The organism is Sphingomonas sp. M1-B02, from assembly GCF_026167525.1.
Lineage (GTDB): Bacteria > Pseudomonadota > Alphaproteobacteria > Sphingomonadales > Sphingomonadaceae > Sphingomonas.
In genome coordinates this window covers 2652139-2672490 of the sequence record NZ_CP110679.1, presented here as the reverse complement: position 1 = coordinate 2672490, position 20352 = coordinate 2652139, and the positions used below count along the sequence as shown (strand labels likewise).

General features: G+C 66.8%; 17 protein-coding genes and 1 other annotated feature. Of the genes, 7 read left to right on the top strand and 10 right to left on the bottom strand.

Annotated elements, in window-relative coordinates:
* Window positions 1-4: 4 nt before the first annotated feature.
* The 4 genes from OKW87_RS12905 to OKW87_RS12890 form a co-directional block, all read right to left on the bottom strand.
* A complete protein-coding gene (locus OKW87_RS12905) occupies window positions 5-1498 on the bottom strand; it encodes a SulP family inorganic anion transporter (protein WP_265540101.1) in 1494 nt (497 codons plus the stop codon).
* 58 nt (window positions 1499-1556) lie between these two features.
* Window positions 1557-1612 (bottom strand) — a sequence feature (sul1 is cis-regulatory element that is thought to sense ions involved in sulfur or methionine metabolism; They are found in Alphaproteobacteria).
* A 74-nt stretch (window positions 1613-1686) separates the two neighbouring features.
* Complete coding sequence (locus OKW87_RS12900; protein ID WP_265544122.1) at window positions 1687-2895, bottom strand: DUF445 domain-containing protein; 1209 nt, start codon at window positions 2893-2895, stop codon at window positions 1687-1689.
* 88 nt (window positions 2896-2983) lie between these two features.
* Complete coding sequence (locus OKW87_RS12895; protein WP_265540099.1) at window positions 2984-6139, bottom strand: efflux RND transporter permease subunit; 3156 nt, start codon at window positions 6137-6139, stop codon at window positions 2984-2986.
* 10 nt (window positions 6140-6149) lie between these two features.
* Window positions 6150-7340 (bottom strand): efflux RND transporter periplasmic adaptor subunit, encoded by a 1191-nt coding sequence (locus tag OKW87_RS12890; protein ID WP_265540097.1) that lies wholly within the window; start codon window positions 7338-7340, stop codon window positions 6150-6152.
* 227 nt (window positions 7341-7567) lie between these two features.
* On the opposite strand from OKW87_RS12890, the gene OKW87_RS12885 reads away from it, so the two are divergent.
* Window positions 7568-7828, top strand: coding sequence for a GlsB/YeaQ/YmgE family stress response membrane protein (locus OKW87_RS12885; RefSeq protein ID WP_265540096.1), 261 nt, complete (start codon window positions 7568-7570; stop codon window positions 7826-7828).
* A gap of 82 nt (window positions 7829-7910) precedes the next feature.
* Window positions 7911-8633: an SIMPL domain-containing protein gene (locus OKW87_RS12880; protein WP_265540094.1), complete on the top strand. Its 723-nt coding sequence runs from the start codon at window positions 7911-7913 to the stop codon at window positions 8631-8633.
* 53 nt (window positions 8634-8686) lie between these two features.
* Here OKW87_RS12880 and OKW87_RS12875 read toward each other — a convergent pair whose 3' ends face one another.
* From OKW87_RS12875 to OKW87_RS12865, 3 genes are all read right to left on the bottom strand, one after another.
* Complete coding sequence (locus OKW87_RS12875; protein ID WP_265540092.1) at window positions 8687-8938, bottom strand: GlsB/YeaQ/YmgE family stress response membrane protein; 252 nt, start codon at window positions 8936-8938, stop codon at window positions 8687-8689.
* A 194-nt stretch (window positions 8939-9132) separates the two neighbouring features.
* A complete protein-coding gene (sciP, locus tag OKW87_RS12870) occupies window positions 9133-9432 on the bottom strand; it encodes a CtrA inhibitor SciP (RefSeq protein ID WP_116839339.1) in 300 nt (99 codons plus the stop codon).
* Between the two features lie 100 nt (window positions 9433-9532).
* The gene (locus OKW87_RS12865; protein WP_265540088.1) at window positions 9533-9799 is read right to left on the bottom strand and encodes a hypothetical protein; all 267 of its coding nucleotides are present in this window, start codon (window positions 9797-9799) and stop codon (window positions 9533-9535) included.
* A 120-nt stretch (window positions 9800-9919) separates the two neighbouring features.
* Between OKW87_RS12865 and mnmA the strand changes: the two genes are divergently transcribed.
* Window positions 9920-11029 carry a tRNA 2-thiouridine(34) synthase MnmA gene (mnmA, locus tag OKW87_RS12860; RefSeq protein WP_265544120.1) on the top strand — a complete coding sequence of 370 codons (1110 nt, stop codon included), beginning with the start codon at window positions 9920-9922 and terminating at the stop codon, window positions 11027-11029.
* A 109-nt stretch (window positions 11030-11138) separates the two neighbouring features.
* Here the strand turns inward: mnmA and OKW87_RS12855 are convergent, their stop codons facing one another.
* From OKW87_RS12855 to pdxH, 3 genes are read right to left on the bottom strand one after another with little or no spacing between them, the layout of a single operon-like run.
* Window positions 11139-11933, bottom strand: coding sequence for a PhzF family phenazine biosynthesis protein (locus OKW87_RS12855; RefSeq protein ID WP_265540086.1), 795 nt, complete (start codon window positions 11931-11933; stop codon window positions 11139-11141).
* Window positions 11930-12862 carry a cation diffusion facilitator family transporter gene (locus tag OKW87_RS12850; protein WP_265540084.1) on the bottom strand — a complete coding sequence of 311 codons (933 nt, stop codon included), beginning with the start codon at window positions 12860-12862 and terminating at the stop codon, window positions 11930-11932. The genes OKW87_RS12855 and OKW87_RS12850 overlap by 4 nt, the downstream gene beginning before the upstream one ends.
* Entirely contained in the window at window positions 12859-13434 is a 576-nt protein-coding gene (gene pdxH, locus OKW87_RS12845) for a pyridoxamine 5'-phosphate oxidase (protein WP_265540083.1), read from the bottom strand. The genes OKW87_RS12850 and pdxH overlap by 4 nt, the downstream gene beginning before the upstream one ends.
* Before the next feature lie 89 nt (window positions 13435-13523).
* On the opposite strand from pdxH, the gene ku reads away from it, so the two are divergent.
* The 4 genes from ku to OKW87_RS12825 all read left to right on the top strand — a co-directional run bounded on the left by ku (window position 13524) and on the right by OKW87_RS12825 (window position 20350).
* Window positions 13524-14408, top strand: coding sequence for a non-homologous end joining protein Ku (gene ku, locus OKW87_RS12840; RefSeq protein ID WP_265540081.1), 885 nt, complete (start codon window positions 13524-13526; stop codon window positions 14406-14408).
* Window positions 14409-14411: 3 nt separating this feature from the next.
* Complete coding sequence (ligD, locus tag OKW87_RS12835) at window positions 14412-16937, top strand: DNA ligase D (RefSeq protein ID WP_265540080.1); 2526 nt, start codon at window positions 14412-14414, stop codon at window positions 16935-16937.
* Between the two features lie 444 nt (window positions 16938-17381).
* Complete coding sequence (locus OKW87_RS12830) at window positions 17382-17693, top strand: GIY-YIG nuclease family protein (RefSeq protein WP_265540078.1); 312 nt, start codon at window positions 17382-17384, stop codon at window positions 17691-17693.
* Window positions 17694-17875: 182 nt separating this feature from the next.
* Window positions 17876-20350, top strand: a complete 2475-nt coding sequence (locus OKW87_RS12825; protein ID WP_265540076.1) for a circularly permuted type 2 ATP-grasp protein — start codon at window positions 17876-17878, stop codon at window positions 20348-20350.
* Window positions 20351-20352 lie beyond the last annotated feature (2 nt).

Sequence of the window (20352 nt, the reverse complement as noted above, 5' to 3'; positions counted from 1 at the left end):
ATGCTCAGTGCGGCACAATCCCGAGCTCCACACCGGTCTTGTCGTGCAGCGCAAAGCGGTCGACGATGTCGGCGCTTGCGCGATTGTAGCCGATGATCTCGACCTCGGCGCCATCACGGCGTAGCCGCGCGACGATCTTGTCGAGCGCACCCACCGCCGAAATGTCCCAGAAATGCGCCGCAGACACGTCGATCGTCACTGCTGCGAGGCCTTCGGGCTGGAACGCCCGGGTGAAGCGATCCACCGACGCAAAGAAGATCTGGCCGGTTACCGCATAGGTCGTGCGGGCGCCGTCGGGCGAGACCTCGCGCGTAACCGCGAACATCCGCCGCACCTTGCCGGCGAAGAAGATGCCGGACAGCAACACGCCCGCGAGCACGCCGAGCGACAGGTCATGGGTCGCCACGACGACCACGACCGTCGTCAGCATCACCACCGACGATGTCGGCGGATGGCGCCGAAGATTGGCGATCGAGTTCCAACTGAAGGTGCCGATCGAGACCATGATCATCACGGCGACCAGCGCCGGCATGGGAACGCGGCCGACGAACGGGCCGAGAACCGCGAGCAGGAACAGCAGGAAGGCGCCCGCGACGAAGGTCGACAGCCTGCCACGCCCGCCCGAGGTCACGTTGATGACCGACTGGCCGATCATCGCGCAGCCCCCCATGCCGCCGAAGAAGGCCGCGACGATGTTGGCACTGCCCTGCCCGGCGCATTCGCGGCGCTTGTCGCTGTCGGTGTCGGTCATGTCGTCGACGATCTGCGCGGTCAGCAGGCTCTCCAGCAGGCCGACTGCGGCCATGGTGAGCGAATAAGGCAGGATGATCCGCAGCGTATCGAGCGTCAGCGGGACGTTGGGCAGCGCCAGACTGGGCAGACCCTCGGGCAGCTTGCCCATGTCGCCAACGGTGTGAACCGGCAGCCCCAGGCCGATGCTGACTGCCGACAGGACGAGGATCGCGACGAGCGGCGACGGGACCGCCTTCGTCAGGCGCGGGAGCAGATAGATGATGGCGAGCCCGGCCGCGACCATCGCATAGGTCTGCCAGCCGACGCCAGTCAGCTGCGGCAACTGCGCCAGGAAGATCAGGATGGCGAGCGCGTTGACGAAGCCGGTGATCACCGAGCGGGATACGAACTGCATCAGGAGATCGAGCCGGAGGAGGCCGGCTGCGATCTGTATCAGGCCCATCAGGATCGTGGCTGCGAACAGATATTCGACGCCATGATCGCGGACGAGCGGTATGACGAGGACGGCCACCGCCGCCGTCGCCGCCGAAATCATGCCCGATCGCCCGCCGGTGAAGGCGATGACCATAGCGATGGCCACGGAGGCATAGAGGCCGACGCGCGGGTCGACCCCGGCGATGATCGAGAAGCCGATTGCCTCGGGAATCAGCGCAAGCGCGACGACGATGCCGGCCATCAGCTCTCGTCGGGCCGAGCCGGCGTCGGTGAACCATTGGCGGCGGTAAGAGTCGAGGGAGTGGATCATGAAGGTTTCCGCAACAGCACAGGGCGCCAGCAAGGGCGCCGTGGGTGAACCTGTGTGATGTTGTCCGGCGGATCGGCGGCCGGAATAGCCACCCGGGGTTGCACCGGGTCCTTGCGATTGCCGCTCCTATAGGCGATCGCCGCGCGAGATGGCAACAGGGCGAACGCGAGGGATCGGGGTCGCGCTGCCTAGCCCAGCACCCCATCCAGCGCGTGGAGCGTGACGCCGACCAGTCCGCCCACCAGCGTCCCGTTCACCCGAATATACTGCAGGTCCCGCCCCACCGCATTTTCCAGCCGACCGGTCACCGTCTCCGCGTCCCAGCCGCGGATCGTGTCCGACACCAGCCGGACGATCCCGTCGCCATAATCGGATGCCGCGCCCACCGCCGCGCGGCGCACGAAGCGGTTGATCGTCTCGGCGAGCCGGGGATCGCCCTGCAGCGTCTCGCCCAGCTGGCGCATCGCCGCGCCGAATTCGCCGGTGAGCAGCGCATCGGGGTTCCGCGCGATGCGCAGCAAGGCGGCGCGGCCCGATTCCCAGATGCCCAGCCACCAGTCGGCCAGCGCCGGATTGTCGAGCAGCTCGTTCTTGAACGCCTCGACGCGCGCCCTTTTCTCGGGATCGTGCTGCAAATCATAGGCGAAGCTGGCCAGCCCCTCCTCGGCCTTGGCGCGCAAGGGATGGTTCGGATCCTCGGCCATGTCCGCGATCAGTTTCTGCAGCCCGGCGATGATCTTCTTCGACAGCGTCTCGTCGAGCCCGGTCCAGCGCAGCACCGATCCGGCGCGCTCATGGACCATGTCGCGGATCAGATGTTCGTTGGCCTCCAATATCTTGGCGGCCCAGCGAACGATCCCGTCGAGCAGGGGGCGGTGGCGGTCCTCGCGCATCGCCGTCTCGAGCGCGCGGCCGAGCAAGGGCGCCAACTCGAGCGCACGCAGCCGCCCGGCGACCGCGCGCTTCGCCATCCCGCCCAACCGCTCCTGGTCGAGCGATTCGAGCATGTCGGCGGCGAGGCGCCCGATCCCCGCGCGCATCCGGCCACGCCCCTCGCCCGGATCGGCGAGCCAGCGGCCGGCGGCGGCGGCGACGTTCAGCCGCTGCATCCGCCGCGCCACGACGCCGGGGGTGAGGAAATTGTCGCGCAGGAAGGCCGCCAGCGTATCGGCGATGCGATCCTTGTTGCGCGGGATGATCGCGGTGTGCGGGATCGGCAGATGCAGCGGGTGGCGGAACAGCGCGGTCACCGCGAACCAGTCGGCGAGCCCGCCCACCATCGCGGCCTCGGAAAAGGCGCGGACATAGCCGATCGCGGGGTGGAGATGATCGAACTGGCGCGCCGCCAGGAACACCGCCGCCATCAGCACGAGCAGCCCGGTGGCCACGAGGCGCATGCGGCGCAGGCCCGGCGGGGCGGCTTCGGAGGGTCGGAGAGCGCGCGTCTTGGTCACGCGCTCCCCAATACCTCAAAGCGCCCGAAGTTCACTCCGCCGGTTGCGGAAGATCGTCTCCGGGCTTGTGATCGATCACGCCGCCGCTCTTGGTCGAGCCGATCACGCGGCTGCCGTCGTCGCCGGGGCGATAGGTGAGCAGCCGGCGCGACAGGCGCGGCCCGAGCCAGGCTTCGAGCCCGACCGCCAGGCTGAATATCGCCGGCACGATCACCAGCGTCAGGATGGTCGAGAGGATCAATCCGCCGATCACGGTGATGCCCATCGGCGCGCGCCACGAGGCATCGCCCGAAAGCGACAAGGCAGTCGGCACCATGCCCGCGACCATCGCGACCGTGGTCATCACGATCGGCTGCGCCCGCTTGTGCCCGGCGTCGACGATCGCGACGAACTTGTCGACGCCCTTCTCCATCTCTTCCAGCGCGAAATCGATCAGCAGGATCGAGTTCTTGGCGACGATGCCGAACAGCATCAGGATGCCGATGAACACCGGCAGCGAGAGCGGATTGCCCGTCGCCATCAGCGCCAGCAGCCCGCCCAGCGGCGCCAGCAACAGCGATCCCATGTTCACCAGCGGCGACATGAAGCGGCGATAGAGCAGCACCAGCACCGCGAAGACCAAGAAGATGCCCGCCGCCAGCGCGACGAAGAAGTTGTTGAGCATCTCCGCCTGCCACTTGGCCTGGCCCACGGTCATCTGCCCGACGCCGATCGGCAGATTCTTCATGATCGGGAGCTGGTTGATCTCCTTCATCACGTCGCCCGACACGAACGGCTTGCCGGTCTTCGGATCCATCGCCAGATCCGCGCCGACGACCAGACGGCGCTGCAGGTTGAGCCGCTGGATGCGGGTGGGGCCCGCGCCGAAGCTGATATCGGCGATCACCGAAAGCGGCACCGAACCGCCCGACTGGGTCTGCACCGGCATGTTCTGGAGGGTCGACAGCTTCGAGCGCGCATCCTCGTCGATCGCCACCCGGATCGGGATCTGGCGATCGGAGAGCGAGAAGCGCGCGCTGTTCTGGTCGATATCGCCCAGCGTCGCGATGCGGATCGCCGACGAGAGCGCCGCGGTGGTCACGCCGAGGTTCGCGGCGAGATCGAGCCGCGGCTTGATGACGATCTCGGGCCGCAACAGATCACCCGCCACCCTGGGTGCGACGACCTGCGGCATGGCTGCCATCTGCTTGACCAGCGTGTTCGCGGTCTCGTTGAGCAACACGGGGTCCTCGCCGCCGAGCGTGATCGTAAGATCGCGGCCACTCGACCCCCAGCCGAACTGCGAGCGGAACTGCACCCGCGCATCGGCGATGGCGAGCAGCTTGGGCGCCAGACGCTTCTCGAACTCGGTGCTCGTCTCGGTGCGGTCTTCCTTCAGGTCGAGCCCGACCCGGCCGTTGCCCACGAAGCTGCGCGTATAGACGTTGGTGACGTTGGGCTCGGTCTTGAGCATGTCGGCGACGCGTCCGACCACGCGATCGGTATCCTCGAGCGTGGTACCCGGCACCATCTCGATCGTCGCGGTCACGCTGTCCTGGTCCTGCGCAGGCTGGAAGGTCATCGGCAGCGACATGAAGCACAGGATCGTCGCGGCGAATGCCAGCATGAAGCCCAGCACCGCCGACCAGCGGTGCCGCAGCGTCCAGCGCAGCAAGGCGACATAGCCGTCCATCAGCTTGCCCTCGCCATGGCTGGCATGGCCCTTGGCCTTGAGGAAATAGGCCGCGAGCATCGGCGTGAGCAATCGCGCGACGGCAAGGCTCATCAGCACCGCGGCGACCACGGTGAGCCCGAAATTCTTGAAGAACTGCCCCGAAATCCCGGGCATCAGGCCGACGGGGAGGAACACCGCGACGATCGACATGGTGGTGGCGAGCACCGCCACGCCGATCTCGTCGGCGGCGTCGATCGAAGCCTGATAGGCGGATTTGCCCATTCGCATATGCCGGACGATATTCTCGATCTCGACGATCGCATCGTCCACCAGCACGCCCGCCACCAGGCTCAGCGCCAGCAGGGTCATCTGGTTGAGCGTGAAGCCAAGCATGTCCATGAACCAGAAGCTGGGGATCGCCGACAGCGGGATCGCAAGCGCCGAGATCAAGGTCGCCCGCCAGTCGCGCAGGAAGATGAAGACGACGATGACCGCCAGGATCGCGCCTTCGATCATCGCTTCCATCGCGGTGTGATATTGCTGCTCGGCATATTTCGAATTGTTGTTGAGCAGCTGGTAAGTGACCTTGGGGTTGCGCTTCTCCAGCTCTTTCAGCTTCGCTTCGGCATCGTGGAAGACCTCGACGTCGGAGGCACCCTTGGCGCGCTGGATATCGAACGAGATCACCTGATGGCCGTTATAGCGCGCCAGGCTGCGCTGCTCGGCGAAGGCGTCGCGCACGTCGGCGATGTCGGCCAGCCGCACCGTGCGTCCGTTGCCGATCGAGATCTGGGTCTGGCCCAGCGTATAGGCGTCCTTGGCGTTGCCGATCACGCGCACCGATTGCTCGAAGCCCGAAATCTCGGCGCGGCCGCCCGCGGCGTTGAGGTTGACCGCGCGCAGCTGCTGGTTGACCTGGCTCGCGGTCAGCCCGACGCCCTGCACCTTGGCGGGATCGAGGATCACGCGGATCTCGCGATTGACGCCGCCGTTGCGGTTCACCGCGGACATGCCCGAGACCGACAGCAGCTCCTTGGCCACCGTATTGTCGATATACCAGCTGAGCTGCTCCACCGTCATGTCGCTGGCGATCGCGGTGAAGCTGGCGATGTCGCTGTCGCTGGCGGTATCGACCCGGCCGATCTGCGGCTCGAGGATGCCGTCGGGCAGGTCGCCGCGGATCTGCTGGATCGCGCTGCGCACATCGTCGAGCGCGCGGTCGATCGGCATGCCGATATCGAGCTGGACGACCGTCTGGCTGTTGCCCTCCGAAACGGTCGAATTGATCTCGTCGATGCCCTGCAGGCTGCGCACCGCGCTCTCGACCTTCTGGGTGATCTGGTTCTCGAGCTCGCTGGGCGCCGCGCCGGGCTGGCTGATCGAAATCCACACGATCGGGAAATCGATGTCCGGATCGTTGTTCACGTCCATCCGGCTGAAGCTCACCAGACCGGCGATGGTCAGGGCGATGAAGAGGACGATGGGCGGGACCGGATTGCGGATTGCCCAGGCCGAGATGTTCCGGAAGCCCATATGCCTGCCTCTACTTCAGCTTCTGAAGGTTCGGGATGACCTTCTGTCCAGGGTTGAGGAACGCGCCCGCTGTCATCACCACGCGCTCGGTGCCCGATAGCCCGCTGGTGATCGCCACCCCGGTCTCGGAAACCTCGCCCGTCGTCACCGCCGTGCGGACCGCCTCGTTCTTCGCGTTGAGCGTATAGACGAAATTGCCCGCATTGTCGCTTTGCACCGCCGATTGCGGCAGGATCACGGACGTCGACGCCCCCGCGACGATCCGCGCCGACGCGAAGCCGCCCGGGCGCAGCGCCGGATCATATTTCAGCGCGATGCGGGCGATGCCCTGCCGGTTCTGCGGATCGATGATCGGCGAGACCTGCCACACTTCGCCCGTGAAAGTCTTGGTCGATCCGGTGGGCGTGACTTCGGCGGGGACTCCGACGCTCAGCCGCTGGAGGTCGCTTTCGGCAAGCTGCGCGCGCAGCTCCATCTGGCCGCCCTGCGCCAGGCGAAACAATACGCCCGAGCCCGAGCTGACGATCTGTCCGGGCTCGACGCCGCGCGTGAGCACCAGCCCGGCGGCGGGTGCGCGGATGTCCAGCCGCTGGTTGCGCGCGCTGGTCTCGGCGAGCTGCGCCTGCGCAACACGGACGCGAGCGCTGGCCTGATCGCGCGCCGCGGTAAGCCGATCGATATCCGCCTTGGATACGAAGCCATTGGCGACGAGGCGCTGGGCGCGGTCGAGATTGGCCTGCGCCAGCCGCGCATCTGCCTGCGCCACCCGTACCGACGCGGCGAGCGACTGCGCGGTCTGCGCCTGAACGCTGCGATCGACGGTCGCGAGCACCTGCCCCGCGCCGACCCAGCTGCCGGGCTCGACGAGCACGCGCGTCACCATGCCGCCCTCGCCGGCAACGCCGACGGGCATCTCGCGCCGCGCGGCCAGGCTGCCGGTGCCGGTGATGATCGTCTGGACAGTCTGGCGACCGGGCGCCGAGACGGTCACGGTCGGGATCTGCGAGACCGTCGGGCCGCCCTTGGCGGCACCCTTCTCGGTCTCGGCATTCGAGCCGCCCATCAGGAAATAAGCGATCGCCCCCGCGATCACGACCGCGGCGAGCGCGATCCATATCCAGCGCCGGCTGCGGCGCGGCGTATCTTCCCCGGTATATTCCAGCCGCTGCTCACGTCCGAACATCTTTGCCTCATGATTCAATGTGCGAAATCCCATTCGACCGGCTGGCCGGTGCCCCACGGTGCACTGTATTATATGAATAAGGCACCAGCCACAAGGGCCGTTTCGCGCGCGGCGGCGGCATGCATGTTTCCTCCATTTTTCGCAAGTGTCTGGATCGTTTCCCCAAGAAACGGTTGCAATGGACGCGCCTACTCCGGCAACCTTTCCATCGGGTTCGGGAATCGGGCCGCAACAGGAGGATGCATATGCCTACCGGTATTCTAGGATGGCTGCTGATCGGCCTTGTCGCCGGGGCACTGGGCAAGCTGATCATGCCGGGCAAGGACCCCGGTGGGATCATCGTGACGATCCTGGTCGGCATCGCCGGCGCGCTCCTCGCTTTCTATCTTACGCCGCTGCTTGGCATCGAAGTGCGGGACAGCAGCTGGCAGGCCTATGCCGCCGCAACGGCGGGAGCGGTGGTGCTCCTCGCTCTGTACCGCATGATCATGACCCGTCGCGTCTGAACCTGCGCCTTCGGCTTCGTTCAGCGCAGGTTGTCCCGCGCACGGCATTCGTGCGCGGGACATTTGTTTCAGGAGAGTATCGATGAACCGCAAGACCCTGTTCGCCACCGCCGCCGCATTGACGGCGGTCGCGCTGCCCGCCGCCGCGCAGGACGGGCGGCCTGCGATGATGCATATGGAAGGCACCGTGCTCGATATCGTCGCCGACGGGAGCAGCACCCGCGTTCCCGACCTCGCCGTCATCCAGGCCGGCGTGGTCACCCAGGCCGTCACCGCCGGCGACGCGATGCGCCAGAACAGCGCGCGCATGGCGACCGTCCTGGCCGCGCTGCGCCGCGCCGGTGTGGCCGAACGCGATATCCAGACCGCCTCGGTCTCGCTCAGCCCGCAATATCGCTATGTCCAGAACGAGCCGCCGGTAATCACCGGCTATCAGGCGTCGAACCAGGTCAGCATCCGCTTTCGCGACATCGCCCGGAGCGGCACGATCCTCGACACGCTGGTGCGCGAAGGCGCGAACAACATCTCCGGTCCGGAGCTGACGATCGAGAAGCCCGAGGCGGCGCTGGACGAGGCGCGGGTCGCGGCGATCGCCAAGGCGCGGGCGCGCGCGACGCTCTATGCCGGCGCGGCTGGGTTGCGCGTCGATCGAATCCTGTCGATCTCGGAGAGCGGCGCATCCACCCCCCGTCCGCCGATGCCGATGATGATGGCCCGCGCCGAGACGCAATCCGCCGACACCCAGGTCGTGGCGGGCGAGCGCGAGCTCACCATTTCGGTTTCGGTGCGCTTCCTGCTGAAATGACAAAAAAAGGGCCGCCCCGGAGGAGCGGCCCTTTTCGACGTCGTTTGCGTGGCTTAGCGAACCGAACCGCGGCGAACGAGGTTGACGATCGCGAGCAGGATGATCGCACCAACCAGCGAGTAGAGGAAGGTCGTGATCGTGATCGCCTGATTGATGCCGGTGCCGAACAGGAAGCCGGCGATCGCGGCGCCGACGATGCCGACGATGATGTTGAGGAAGATGCCCTGCTGACCGTCGGTGCGCATGACGAGGCTTGCGAGCCAGCCGACGACACCGCCGATGATGAGCCAGATGATGAGATTCATGTTAGTCCCTCCGTTGAGCCCGGCGGGCGGGCGACGGAACAGAAATACCCGACCGCTCATATTGGTTCCGTATCGATATTTCGTCGTGCCTCAGGAACCTTTCGCCGATTGGACCGTGTGCGAAACGAGAGTGGCCCGCCCCCGGCATCCCGGGAGCGAGCCGCACGCCCGATGGGAGGGGCGAAGGGTAGACCTCAGTATTTCTGCTGGCGCTCGTAGAGCGAACGATAATGCTGGATGCGGGTAACGCGCAGCCCGGGCATGCCCGAACGATCGATCGCGCGCTGCCAGCCGGCAAACTCCTCGACGGTCAGGCCGTAGCGCTCGCAGACTTCGTCCACGCTCAACAGCCCGCCATTCACCGCAGCGACGACCTCTGCCTTGCGGCGGACCACCCAGCGCGTCGTCTCGGGGGGCGGAAGCGTGTCGAGGGTCAGCGGTTCGCCGAGCGGACCGATGACCTTCGCCGGACGGATCTTCTGGTTCTCAATCATTTACTTGCCTCACCGGGGGCGGGGGCCCCTCTACTCAACTCGGTCGACCAATATCGCGGAGCCTTGAACATCGGCTGAAACGCCTCGGTAAATGCCATCTTCATTCCTGTTGCCACCGCATCAGCGCAAGCGCCGCGGCCCGATGGAAAGCACCGTGCAGGGGAGCGAGCAATGCATCCACCGGCGCGGCCATCGACAGTCTCGCCTGGATGCGCGCCGTGGGACTTGCGGCCTGGCGGGCGGCAACCCCCACCAGCAGCACCGCCAGGTCGGTCGGCATGGCGGTGACCGCCACATCCCGTTCCAGCCTGGCAAAGCTCAAATCCACGAATATGCTTCCTCGTTCGACTCTCTTGGTCGACTGCATGTACGCGGCGGGGATGAAGGGGGCGTAAAGCGCATGGGAAGATGTGCTTAACCAGGGTTTCGAACTGGTTGCGCCGGGGCTCCACTGGATCAATTCGGCACATGCGCCTATGTGCGCGGCGTGATCCCGGGTGATTTTCAGCTAGCCGAGCCGCTTTCGAGGCGGCGTATCGTCGTCGCCATGTCGGGCGGGGTCGATTCCTCGGTCGTCGCCGCGATGGCCGCGGCGACCGGCGCGGAGACGATCGGCGTCACGCTCCAGCTCTACGATCATGGCGAAGCGGTGGGACGCGCCGGCTCCTGCTGCGCCGGCCGCGACATCCGCGACGCGCGTGCGGTATGCGACAAGCTCGGCATCGCCCATTATGTCTTCGATCATGCGAGCAGCTTCCGCGAGACCGTGATCGACGATTTCGCGGACGAATATCTTGCCGGACGCACGCCGATTCCCTGCGTGAAGTGCAATATGGGGCCCAAATTCACCGATCTGTTCGCGCTCGCCCGCGATCTCGGCGCGGATTGCCTGGCGACCGGCCATTATGTCCGCCGCGTGATGGGAGACTTCGGCCCCGAACTGCACCGCGCGATCGATCCGGCGCGCGACCAGAGCTATTTCCTGTTCGCCACCACGGGCGCGCAGCTCGATTTCCTCCGCTTCCCGCTGGGCGGGATGCCCAAGGCGCAAGTCCGCGAAATGGCGGCCGAGCTGGGTCTTGGCGTGGCCGCCAAGCCCGACAGCCAGGATATCTGCTTCGTGCCCGACGGCGACTATGCCTCGCTGGTCAAGAAACTGCGCCCCGATGCCGAGCTGGGCGGCGATATCGTCGACGAGACCGGCCGCAAGCTGGGCGAGCATCGCGGGCTGCTGCACTTCACCGTCGGCCAGCGCCGCGGAATCGACATCGGCGGCACCGCCGAGCCGCTCTACGTGCTTCGCCTCGATCCGGCGACACGCGAACTGGTGGTGGGGCCGAAGCGCGCGCTCGCGGTCCGCGCCGCGCGGATCGAGGGGATCAACTGGATCGGCGAAGGCCATGAAGGTCCCGTAACCGCGAAGGTCCGCTCGCTCGCCAAGCCCGTCCCGGCGCGGCTGGACGACGGCCGCGTCACCTTCGAGAGCCCGGAATATGGCGTCGCGCCGGGCCAGGCGGCGGTCCTGTACGCCGGCGACAGGGTGCTCGGCGGCGGCTGGATCGCCGAGACCGAGCGCGCGGAGCTGGTCGCAGCCTAAACTCCCTCTCCCTTTGGGAGAGGGAAGGGTGAGGGCGACGTAGCGTACACCACTCACCCTCACCCTTCCGCCGCCTCGCGGCTCCCTCCCTCTCCCAAAGGGAGAGGGGTTATAGCGAAAACTCCCCCTCGATCACCGTCACGCATTTGCCGCCCAGGATCACGCGATCCCCGTCCAGCTCGCATGCCAGATGCCCGCCACGCCGGCTCGCCTGATAGGCGGTGAACGCATTGCGCCCCAGCCGCCTCGCCCAATAAGGCGTCAGTACCGAGTGCGCCGATCCGGTGACGGGATCCTCGTCGATCCCCGCCGCGGGCGCGAACACGCGGCTCATCACATCGCTCTCCCGGCCCGGCGCGGTGACGATGTTGAGCGTATCGCCCTGCGCCGCCAGCGCACGATAATCGGGCTCCAGCGCCAGCACCGCCGCTTCGCTCTCCAGCACGATCAACCCATAGCCGCGCGGATGATGCAGCGTCTCGACCGCGCGCTCCACGCCCAGGGCCGCCAGCACGCCCGGCATCGCCTTTGGCTCGGCCGGGTACGCCGGCAGCGTCATCAGATAGCCCTCGCCATGCCGCGCCACTTCCAGCACCCCAGATTGACGCGTCCGAAACCGAACCAGATCGCGCGAGGGATCGGCCGACAGCACGAAATGGCCGCTGGCCAGCGTCGCATGGCCGCAAAGCGCGACTTCCACTGCGGGCGTGAACCAGCGCAGCTCGAAATCGGCTTCGTCGCTTTCGTCGGGCACCAGGAATGCCGTCTCGGCGAGGTTGTTTTCCTCGGCGATCGCCTGCAGCGTCGCATCGTCCAGCCAGCCGTGCAGCGGCATCACCGCCGCCGGATTCCCGGTGAAGGGCCGATCGGCGAAGGCGTCGATCTGGGCGAAGGGCAGCTTCATGCGCGCGTCTCCTTGAGCAGATCGGTCTCGACCAGCGAATTGCCGGGATGGTCGATCATTCCCTCGGGATCGATATGGATCAGCACCTCGGTGCCGGGGAACTCTTCGCCCAACTCCTTTTCGAGCTTCTCGACCACGTCATGCGCCCGCGCGATCGTCATGTCGGCATCCATCCAGATGTGGAACTGGACGAAATCCTTGTTGCCGCTGGTGCGCGTCCGCAGATCGTGGAGCCCGATGAGCTCGGGATGCCGCCGCGCCACCTCGATGAAGCTGCGGCGCTTTTCCTCGGGCCATTCCTTGTCCATCAGCTGGTCGATCGCCGCCACGGACGCGCGCCACGCCCCGAACAGCAGCCAGAAGGCGATCGCCAGGCCGAAGAGCGCGTCCGCCCCGCCGATTCCCAGATAATTTTCCAGCACCAGCGCCGCGATCACCGCACCGTTGAGGAACAGATCGGATTCATAATGGATCTTGTCGGTGCTGATCGCGATCGAGCGGGTGCGCCGGACCACCGAGCGCTGGTAGCTGGTCAGCGCCAGCGTTACGGCGATCGCGATGATCGAAACGCCGATGCCATATTCGGGATCGGTGCCCGGCTGATGCTCCATCAGCCGCTGTCCCGCGCGCAGCAGGATCGCGAACGCCGAGATGGCAATCACCACCACCTGGAACAAGGCAGCGAGCGCCTCCGCCTTGCCATGCCCGAAGCGGTGATCGTCGTCGGCCGGCAGCGCCGCCCAATGCACCCCGCCCAGCGTCACCAGCGACGCGACCAGGTCGAGCACGCTGTCCGCAAGGCTGGCCAGCACCGCCACCGAACCGGTCCGCCACGCGGCATAGGCCTTCAGGCTGCCGAGCAGCAGCGCCGCCGCGACGCTGGCGAGCGCCGCCCGTCGCGCGAGATTGCCGAGTGCCGGATCGCTCATGGGTAAAGCAGCCCCTCCGACCAACCGTCTCCGTCACGCACGAACAGCCGCCGCTCGTGCAGCCGATGTTCGCGGTCCTGCCAGAATTCGATCCGCTCGGGGCTGACGCGATAGCCGCCCCAATGCGGCGGCCGGGGCACCGCCCCGCCCTCGAAGCGCACGCGCATTTCCTCGTAGCGCGCCTCGAAGGTCGCGCGGTCGACCAGCGGCTGCGATTGCTCCGACGCCCAGGCGCCCAGCTGCGAATCGCGCCCGCGCGACGCGAAATAGGCGTCCGATTCGGCATCGCTGACCTGCGTCACCGGGCCTTCGATCCGAACCTGCCGCCGCAGCGATTTCCAGTGGAACAGCAAGGCCGCCTTCGGCATCGCGGCCAGATCCGCCGCCTTCCGGCTCCCGCGATTGGTGTAGAAGACGAAACCGTCGGGCCCATGCCCCTTGAGCAATACCATCCGCACCGAGGGCTGGCCCTCGGCATCCACCGTCGCCAGCGCCATTGCGTTCGAATCGTTGAGCTCGCTTGCGCGTGCTTCGGCATACCAGGCCTCGAAAAGCGCGATCGGATCGGTCATGATCGCCCTCTACGACGAGGTCATTTTGCTGTCGAGGAACGACTCCCCGCGTCGGGAATTGAATCGGCCTCGCAACGAAGGAACATCGCATGGCGGCGCGCGCCTATTGGCAGGGACAGATACGGCTGGCTTTGGTCTCGATTCCCGTGGAAATCTATACCGCGACCAAATCGGGCGCGCAGATCAGCTTCCACCAGATCCACGAGCCGAGCGGCCAGCGGATCAAATATGAGAAGACCGCCCCCGGCGTCGGTGCGGTCGACGTCGATGAGATCGTCAAGGGCTTCGAGGTCGAGAAAGGCGAATATGTCCTGCTCGAGCAGGACGAGATCGATGCGGTGAAGCTCGAGTCGAAGAAAACGCTCGAGCTCACCCAGTTCGTCGACGCGAACGAGATCGACGTGCTCTATTATGAAAAACCCTATTTCGTGGTCCCGGCCGACGATCTCGCCGAAGAGGCGTTCATCGTCCTGCGTGAGGCGCTGCGCCGCACCAAGAAGGTCGGCCTCGGCCAGCTCGCGATGCGCGGCCGCGAATATGTCGTGAGCCTCAAGCCCTGCGGCCGCGGCATGGTGCTCGAGACGCTCCGCTATGCCGACGAGGTCAACAAGGCGCAGGGCTATTTCCGCGACATACCGGACAGCGCGCCCGACCCGGAGCTGCTCGACCTGGCCGAGACGCTGATCGGCAAGAAGGTTGCGAAGTTCGACCCCGCGGGCTTCCACGATCGCTATGTCGACGCGCTCAGGGACCTCATCGAGCGCAAGAAGAAGGCCAAGGGCAAGAAGATCATCGAGGACAAGGAGGGCGACGCCCCGAACCGCGGCTCGAACGTCGTCGACCTGATGGCTGCGCTGAAGAAATCGCTCGAGAAACCCGACGCAAGGACTAGCGCCGCCGTGAAGACCAAGCCCGCCAAGGCGGCGGCCAAGGAAGCCCCGGCCAAGAAGGCGCCGGCAAGGAAACGGGCCTAACCTGTGCCCGACAACGCCGATCTCCTCGCCAGATATAACGCCAAGCGCGACTTCACGCAGACCGGCGAGCCCGCGGGTCAGATCGCCGACACCGGCGGCAATCGCTTCATGGTTCAGAAGCACGACGCCAGCCGGCTCCACTGGGACCTGCGTCTCGAAGTCGACGGCGTCCTCAAAAGCTGGGCGGTCACCCGCGGCCCCAGCATCGACCCCGACGAAAAGCGCTTGGCCGTGCGCACCGAGGATCACCCGCTCTCCTACGCCGATTTCGAAGGCACGATCCCCAAGGGCCAATATGGCGGCGGGACGGTGATGCTGTGGGACGACGGCGTCTGGGCGCCGATCGAGGGCAAATCCGCCAAGGATCTCGAGCAGGGACATCTCCACTTCCGCCTTCAGGGCGAGCGGATGAAGGGCGAATGGATGCTCATCCGCCTGAAGCCGCGCGGCAAGGAGAAAGGCGAGAATTGGCTGCTGCGAAAAGTCACCGACCAATTTGCCGGCGCCACCGATTTCCTGGTCGAAACCGGGCTGACCAGCATCAAGACCGGCCGGACGATGCAAGAGATCGCCGAGGGGAAGAGGCCAGATAAAGTCCTCCCCCGAAGGGGGAGGGGGACCAGCGAAGCTGGTGGAGGGGGCGCGCCGCAAGCGTCTCGCGCGCGGAAAGCCCCCTCCACCACCGCTGCGCGGCGGTCCCCCTCCCCGTCCCGGGGAGGAAAGGGCACCCCCCCGGCCTTCCAGCCCCCCCAGCTCGCCACCCTGGTCGACGCCGTCCCCACCGGCAGCAACTGGCTCCACGAAGTAAAATATGACGGCTACCGCGCGCTCATCGCGCTGGGCGCCAGCCCCAAAGTCTACACCCGCTCGGGCCTCGACTGGACCGACAAATTCCCCGGCATCGCCGAAGCGGCAGCCACGATCCCCGGCCCCGGGCTGATCGACGGCGAGATCGTCGCCTATAAGGACGGCAAGCCCGATTTCTCCACGCTCCAGGAAGCGATCTCCGCCGGCGGCAAGAACCTGACCTTCTTCGCCTTCGACGTGCTCAACGACCGCGGCGAGGACACCACCAAGCTCCCCCAGCTTGCGCGCAAGGAGCGCCTGCGCGCCCTCCTCGAATCCGCCGACGAGCGGGTTCAATTCTCCGAACATATCGTCGGCGCGGGCGAGAAATTGTTCGAGACGATGTGCCGCGAAGGCTATGAGGGCGTGATCTCGAAGCGCGCCGATTCGCCCTATCGCGGCAGCCGCACCAAGAGCTGGCTCAAGATCAAATGCACCCGCCGCCAGGAATTCGTCATCGTCGGCTGGAGCCCGAGCGTCGCCAAGGGCCGCGGCTTCCGCTCGCTTCTCCTTGCGGTCAACGGCCCCGACGGGCTGGTCTATGCCGGCAAGGTGGGGACGGGCTTCAACCAGCAGACCTTGAATGATCTGCGCGAACGCTTCGACAAGATCGCCGTTGAAAAGGCGTCGCTGTCGGTGCCCAAGCCCGAAGCGCGCGGCGCCAAATGGATCAAACCGATCCTCGTCGCCGAAGTCGCCTTCGCCGAATTCACCGCCGAGAATGTCGTCCGCCACGCCAGCTTCCTCGGCCTGCGCCAGGACAAGAAGGCCAAGGACGTCGTCGTCGAGAAGCCCGTGCCGCTGCCCGAGCCCGCGCCCGAGACGCATATCAAGATCAGCAGCCGCGATCGAGTGATCTATCCCGAATCCGGCCTCACCAAGGGCGAGCTCGCCGATTATTACCAGGCGGTCGCCCCGATCGCTTTGCGCTGGCTCGCTAACCGCCCGATCAGCCTCGTCCGCTGCCCCCAGGGCCGCGCCAAACACTGTTTCTTCCAAAAGCACGACGCCGGCAGCTTCGGCGAGGAAGTCCATCATGTCGACATTCGCGAGAAGGATGGCTCGACCGAACCCTATCTCTATGTCGACGATCTCGACGGGATCATGGCCTGCGTCCAGATGGGCACGATCGAGTTCCACGGCTGGGGCAGCCTCGTCGCCGATGTCGAGAAGCCCGATCGGCTGGTGTTCGATCTCGATCCCGACGAGGGGCTCGATTTCGAGATGGTCAAGAAGGCCGCCGAGGATCTGAAGGGCCATCTCGCCGATATCGGGCTCACCAGCTGGCCGTTGCTGTCCGGCGGCAAGGGCGTCCATGTCGTCGTGCCGCTGGTGCCCAAGGCCGAATGGCCCGAAGTCCGCTCCTTCGCGGAGCGTTTCGCCCGCGCGCTCGCCAGCGCCGAGCCCGATCGCTTCACCGCGAACCTCAAGAAGGCGACCCGCAAGGGCAAGATCTTCATCGACTATCTGCGCAACCAGCGCGGCGCGACCGCCGTCCTGCCCTATGTCGCCCGCGCCCGCGAAAATGCCCCCGTCTCGGCGCCGATCACCTGGAGCGAACTGCGCGGGCTGGAAAAGTCCCAACCCTATACGATCCGCGACGCGGCGACGCTGATCGAACGCGCGAGCAGCCGGGCGCTGCAGGGCTGGGGCGAAGCGGCGCAGGAATTGCCGGACCTCTAAAAGCTCCCCTCCCCCTCCTTCGTCATCCCCGCGCAGGAGGGGATCTAGAGTCACAAAGGACGCCGCTCCGCCACCCTGGATTCCCGCCTTCGCGGGAATGACGGAGGGTGGTAGAATGGCTTACATGAGCCCTACCCCTTCCGTCGCAACCGACCCGCTTCATCACGAAAAGCTGGAGTTGGAAACATTGCTTCGAGCTCGGGTCGCCGAAGCCCTGGCGGACCCACGCCCGACCCTTTCGTCCGGCGAGGCATTCCAAGCGGTGCGGGCGGCAGCCGCCAAGGCGATAGAGTGACGCAGAGTTCGTCCGCCCCACACGTTCTTCTCGCGTCACCCCTCCACCGTCATCCCCGCGAAGGCGGGGATCCAGAGTCACAAAGGACCCCACTCCGCCACCCTGGATTCCCGCCTTCGCGGGAATGACGGAGGGTGGTATGCAGACCCATGGAACGGATCCCCACCGTTTACATCGTCGCCAGCGGCCGAAACGGCACGATCTACACCGGCGTCACATCCGCACTTCTCGGCCGCATCCACCAGCACCGCACCAAGGCCGTACCGGGCTTCACCGCCGACCATGATTGCAACCGCCTCATCTGGTTCGAGGTGCACGTTCAAATGGAATCCGCGATCCTTCGCGAGAAGCGCATCAAGAAATGGAACCGCGCCTGGAAAATCCGCCTGATCGAGGAGGAGAACCCGACGTGGCGCGACCTGGCGGAAGATTTCGGATTCGACCCGCTCAAAGATGCTTGAGCCACGAGCATCGCCACCCCCTCCCCCGTCATCCCCGCGAAGGCGGGGATCCAGAATCACACAGGACGCCGCTCCGCCACCCTGGATCCCCGCCTTCGCGGGGATGACGAAGGAATATGCCGTCGCTTGTTGCAAGGCAGCACCCTTTCCCCCATCGTGGAACAAAGGGTTAGGGAAGAGACGTGGCAAGCGCCGCAACCTTGTTCGATGCGGGCACCATCGCCGATCGGTGGATCGCCGATTATTGCGCCCATGTGCCCCGCAGCGACGTGCTCTGCGCGCGCGGCCGGCAGGACGCGGCCTGGTCCGCGCTGCTCGAGGAACTGGCCGGCGTCTCGGGTGAGGGGCTCGACGTCGCCCGCGAGCGCGCCCAGCGCCATGCCGAGGATATCGGCACCGGCTTCCGCATCGCCGGCGAGGGCGAGGAGCGCCCCTGGCCGCTCTCCCCGGTTCCGCTGCTGCTCGAAAAGGCCGAATGGGACGGGATCGCCGCAGGCGTGGCCGAACGCGCCGAATTGCTCGAAGCGGTGCTGCAGGACCTCTACGGCCCCGCCTGGCTGGTCGCCGATGGCCATGTCCCCGCAGCACTCGTCACCGGCTCGCCTTTCTTCCTGCGCCCGCTCACCCATTTGGAGCCGCCCGGCGGCTGCCACCTCCAGTTCATTGCCTTCGATCTGGGCCGCGGGCCCGCGGGCGAGTGGCGCGTACTCGCCGACCATCTCCGCGCGCCCGCCGGCGCGGGCTATGCGCTCGAAAACCGGCTGGCGATGGCGCGCACGCTCGGCGGGCTGCAGACCCGGCTCAATATAGAGCGCCACGCCCCTTTCTTCGCCGCCTTTCGCGAGGGGCTGGCCGAGCGCTGCCGGCGCGCCGAGCCGCGCATGGCCTTGCTCACCCCGGGCCGCTTCAATCCCAGCTATGCCGAGCAGGCGCATCTCGCCCGCTATCTCGGCTTCCTGCTGGTCGAGGGCCCCGATCTCGCGGTGCTCGACGACCAGCTTTATGTCCGCACGATCGCCGGGCTCAAGCGCATCGACGCGCTGTGGCATCGGCTCGATCCGCGGCTGCTCGATCCGCTCGCGCTCGACGCGACCTCGTCGATCGGGGTGCCGGGGCTGATCGACGCGATGGCCGCGGGCAATGTCGTCATCGCCAATGCCCCCGGGGTCGGCCTGCTCGAATCCCCCGCCTTCGAAGCCTTCTTGCCCCGCCTCGCCCGCGCGATCAACGGCGGGCCGCTAAGGTTGCCGACGATCGCGACCTGGTGGTGCGGACAGGAGACCGAGCGCGCTTATGTCACCGATAATCTCGATTCGCTGCTGATCGCGCCCGCCTTCGGCGCGACTCCGCTCGGCCTGCCCGGCGGCGCGGTGCTGGGCGCCACGCTCGATTCGGCAGCACGCGCGGCGCTGCTCGACGATATGGCCCGCCGCCCGCAGGATTATGTCGGGCAGGAAGTCGTCCGCCTCTCCACCATGCCGGTCGTCGCCGAGGATGCGCTGAGCGCGCGCCCCTTCACGCTGCGGGTGTTCGCCGCGCGCGGCGCGGACGGGCAATGGACCGTGCTCCCCGGGGGCTTCGCCCGCATCGGCGAGCATGCCGATCCGCGCGCCGCAGTGATGGGCGAGGGAATCTGGTCGGCCGACGTCTGCATCCACGGTCCCGATCCGGTGCCCAGCGTCTCGCTGCTCCCCTCGGGCGACACCACCCAGCTGCGCCGCAATCCCGGCACGCTGCCCAGCCGGGTGGCCGACAATCTCTTCTGGCTCGGCCGCTACCTCGAGCGCGGCGAGGCATTGCTGGGCGTCCTGCGCGTGCTGCTCGGCCATTCGATCAGCGCCGATACCGGCGCGGCGCTGGCGGGCGCCACGGTCGCGCGGCTCGCCGGCCTTGTCGTCGCCGGCGGCTCTGCGCCCGAGCCCAAAACGCTCAAGCGCGCCGACCTGACCGCTCTAGCCCGCACCGCGCTCGAAGATGCATCGAGCTACAGCGTCCGCGCGATCAACGCCCAGGCGCGGCTGATCGGCGAAGTCTCGCGCGAGCGGCTCTCAGCCGACATGGTCCAGTTGCTCGACGCGCCCTTCCCGACCCACGGCGTGCTGCTCGACAAGGCCGGCACGCTCCAGCGCCGCTATTCGGCGATCGCCGGGCTCGCCGCCGAGCATATGGCGCGCACCGACGCCTGGCGCTTCCACGATCTCGGCCGCCGGATCGAGCGCGCGCTGGCCGCGATCCGCTTCGTCCGCGCTTTCGGTGGCCCGGACGCGACCGCCGACGATCTCTCGACCCTGCTCGATCTCATGGACAGCCAGATCAGCTATCGCCAGCGCTACCTCACCGGGATCGCCCGCGTGCCCGTGCTCGATCTGGTGACGCTCGATCCCGGCAATCCGCGCGCGATCGCCTTCCAGGCAGCGGCGATCTCGGCGCATCTCAACAAGCTTCCGGTCCTGTCCGACGACGGTCTCGCCGAACGGCAGCAGGAGCATGCCCGCGAGCTCGCCGCAGCCCTAGTCACCGCGAAGGCCACCGGGATCGACGACAGCTTCCTGTGGGGGCTCGAGACCCGCTTGTTCGAACTCTCCAACGCCGTCGCGCGGCGCTATTTCCTGCAGGGCGCCGAGCCGCTGCGTGCCGCCGGCATGATCCTGGCCTGACG

Coding starts and splice junctions, on each gene's coding strand:
- OKW87_RS12855 (WP_265540086.1), bottom strand. CDS start 11,933: ATGAAGCTGCCCTTCGCCCAGATCGACGCCTTCGCCGATCGGCCCTTC.
- OKW87_RS12880 (WP_265540094.1), top strand. CDS start 7,911: ATGAACCGCAAGACCCTGTTCGCCACCGCCGCCGCATTGACGGCGGTC.
- OKW87_RS12905 (WP_265540101.1), bottom strand. CDS start 1,498: ATGATCCACTCCCTCGACTCTTACCGCCGCCAATGGTTCACCGACGCC.
- OKW87_RS12885 (WP_265540096.1), top strand. CDS start 7,568: ATGCCTACCGGTATTCTAGGATGGCTGCTGATCGGCCTTGTCGCCGGG.
- sciP (WP_116839339.1), bottom strand. CDS start 9,432: ATGATTGAGAACCAGAAGATCCGTCCGGCGAAGGTCATCGGTCCGCTC.
- OKW87_RS12875 (WP_265540092.1), bottom strand. CDS start 8,938: ATGAATCTCATCATCTGGCTCATCATCGGCGGTGTCGTCGGCTGGCTC.
- OKW87_RS12830 (WP_265540078.1), top strand. CDS start 17,382: ATGGAACGGATCCCCACCGTTTACATCGTCGCCAGCGGCCGAAACGGC.
- ku (WP_265540081.1), top strand. CDS start 13,524: ATGGCGGCGCGCGCCTATTGGCAGGGACAGATACGGCTGGCTTTGGTC.
- OKW87_RS12865 (WP_265540088.1), bottom strand. CDS start 9,799: ATGCAGTCGACCAAGAGAGTCGAACGAGGAAGCATATTCGTGGATTTG.
- pdxH (WP_265540083.1), bottom strand. CDS start 13,434: ATGACCGATCCGATCGCGCTTTTCGAGGCCTGGTATGCCGAAGCACGC.
- OKW87_RS12850 (WP_265540084.1), bottom strand. CDS start 12,862: ATGAGCGATCCGGCACTCGGCAATCTCGCGCGACGGGCGGCGCTCGCC.
- OKW87_RS12900 (WP_265544122.1), bottom strand. CDS start 2,895: ATGCGCCTCGTGGCCACCGGGCTGCTCGTGCTGATGGCGGCGGTGTTC.
- OKW87_RS12895 (WP_265540099.1), bottom strand. CDS start 6,139: ATGGGCTTCCGGAACATCTCGGCCTGGGCAATCCGCAATCCGGTCCCG.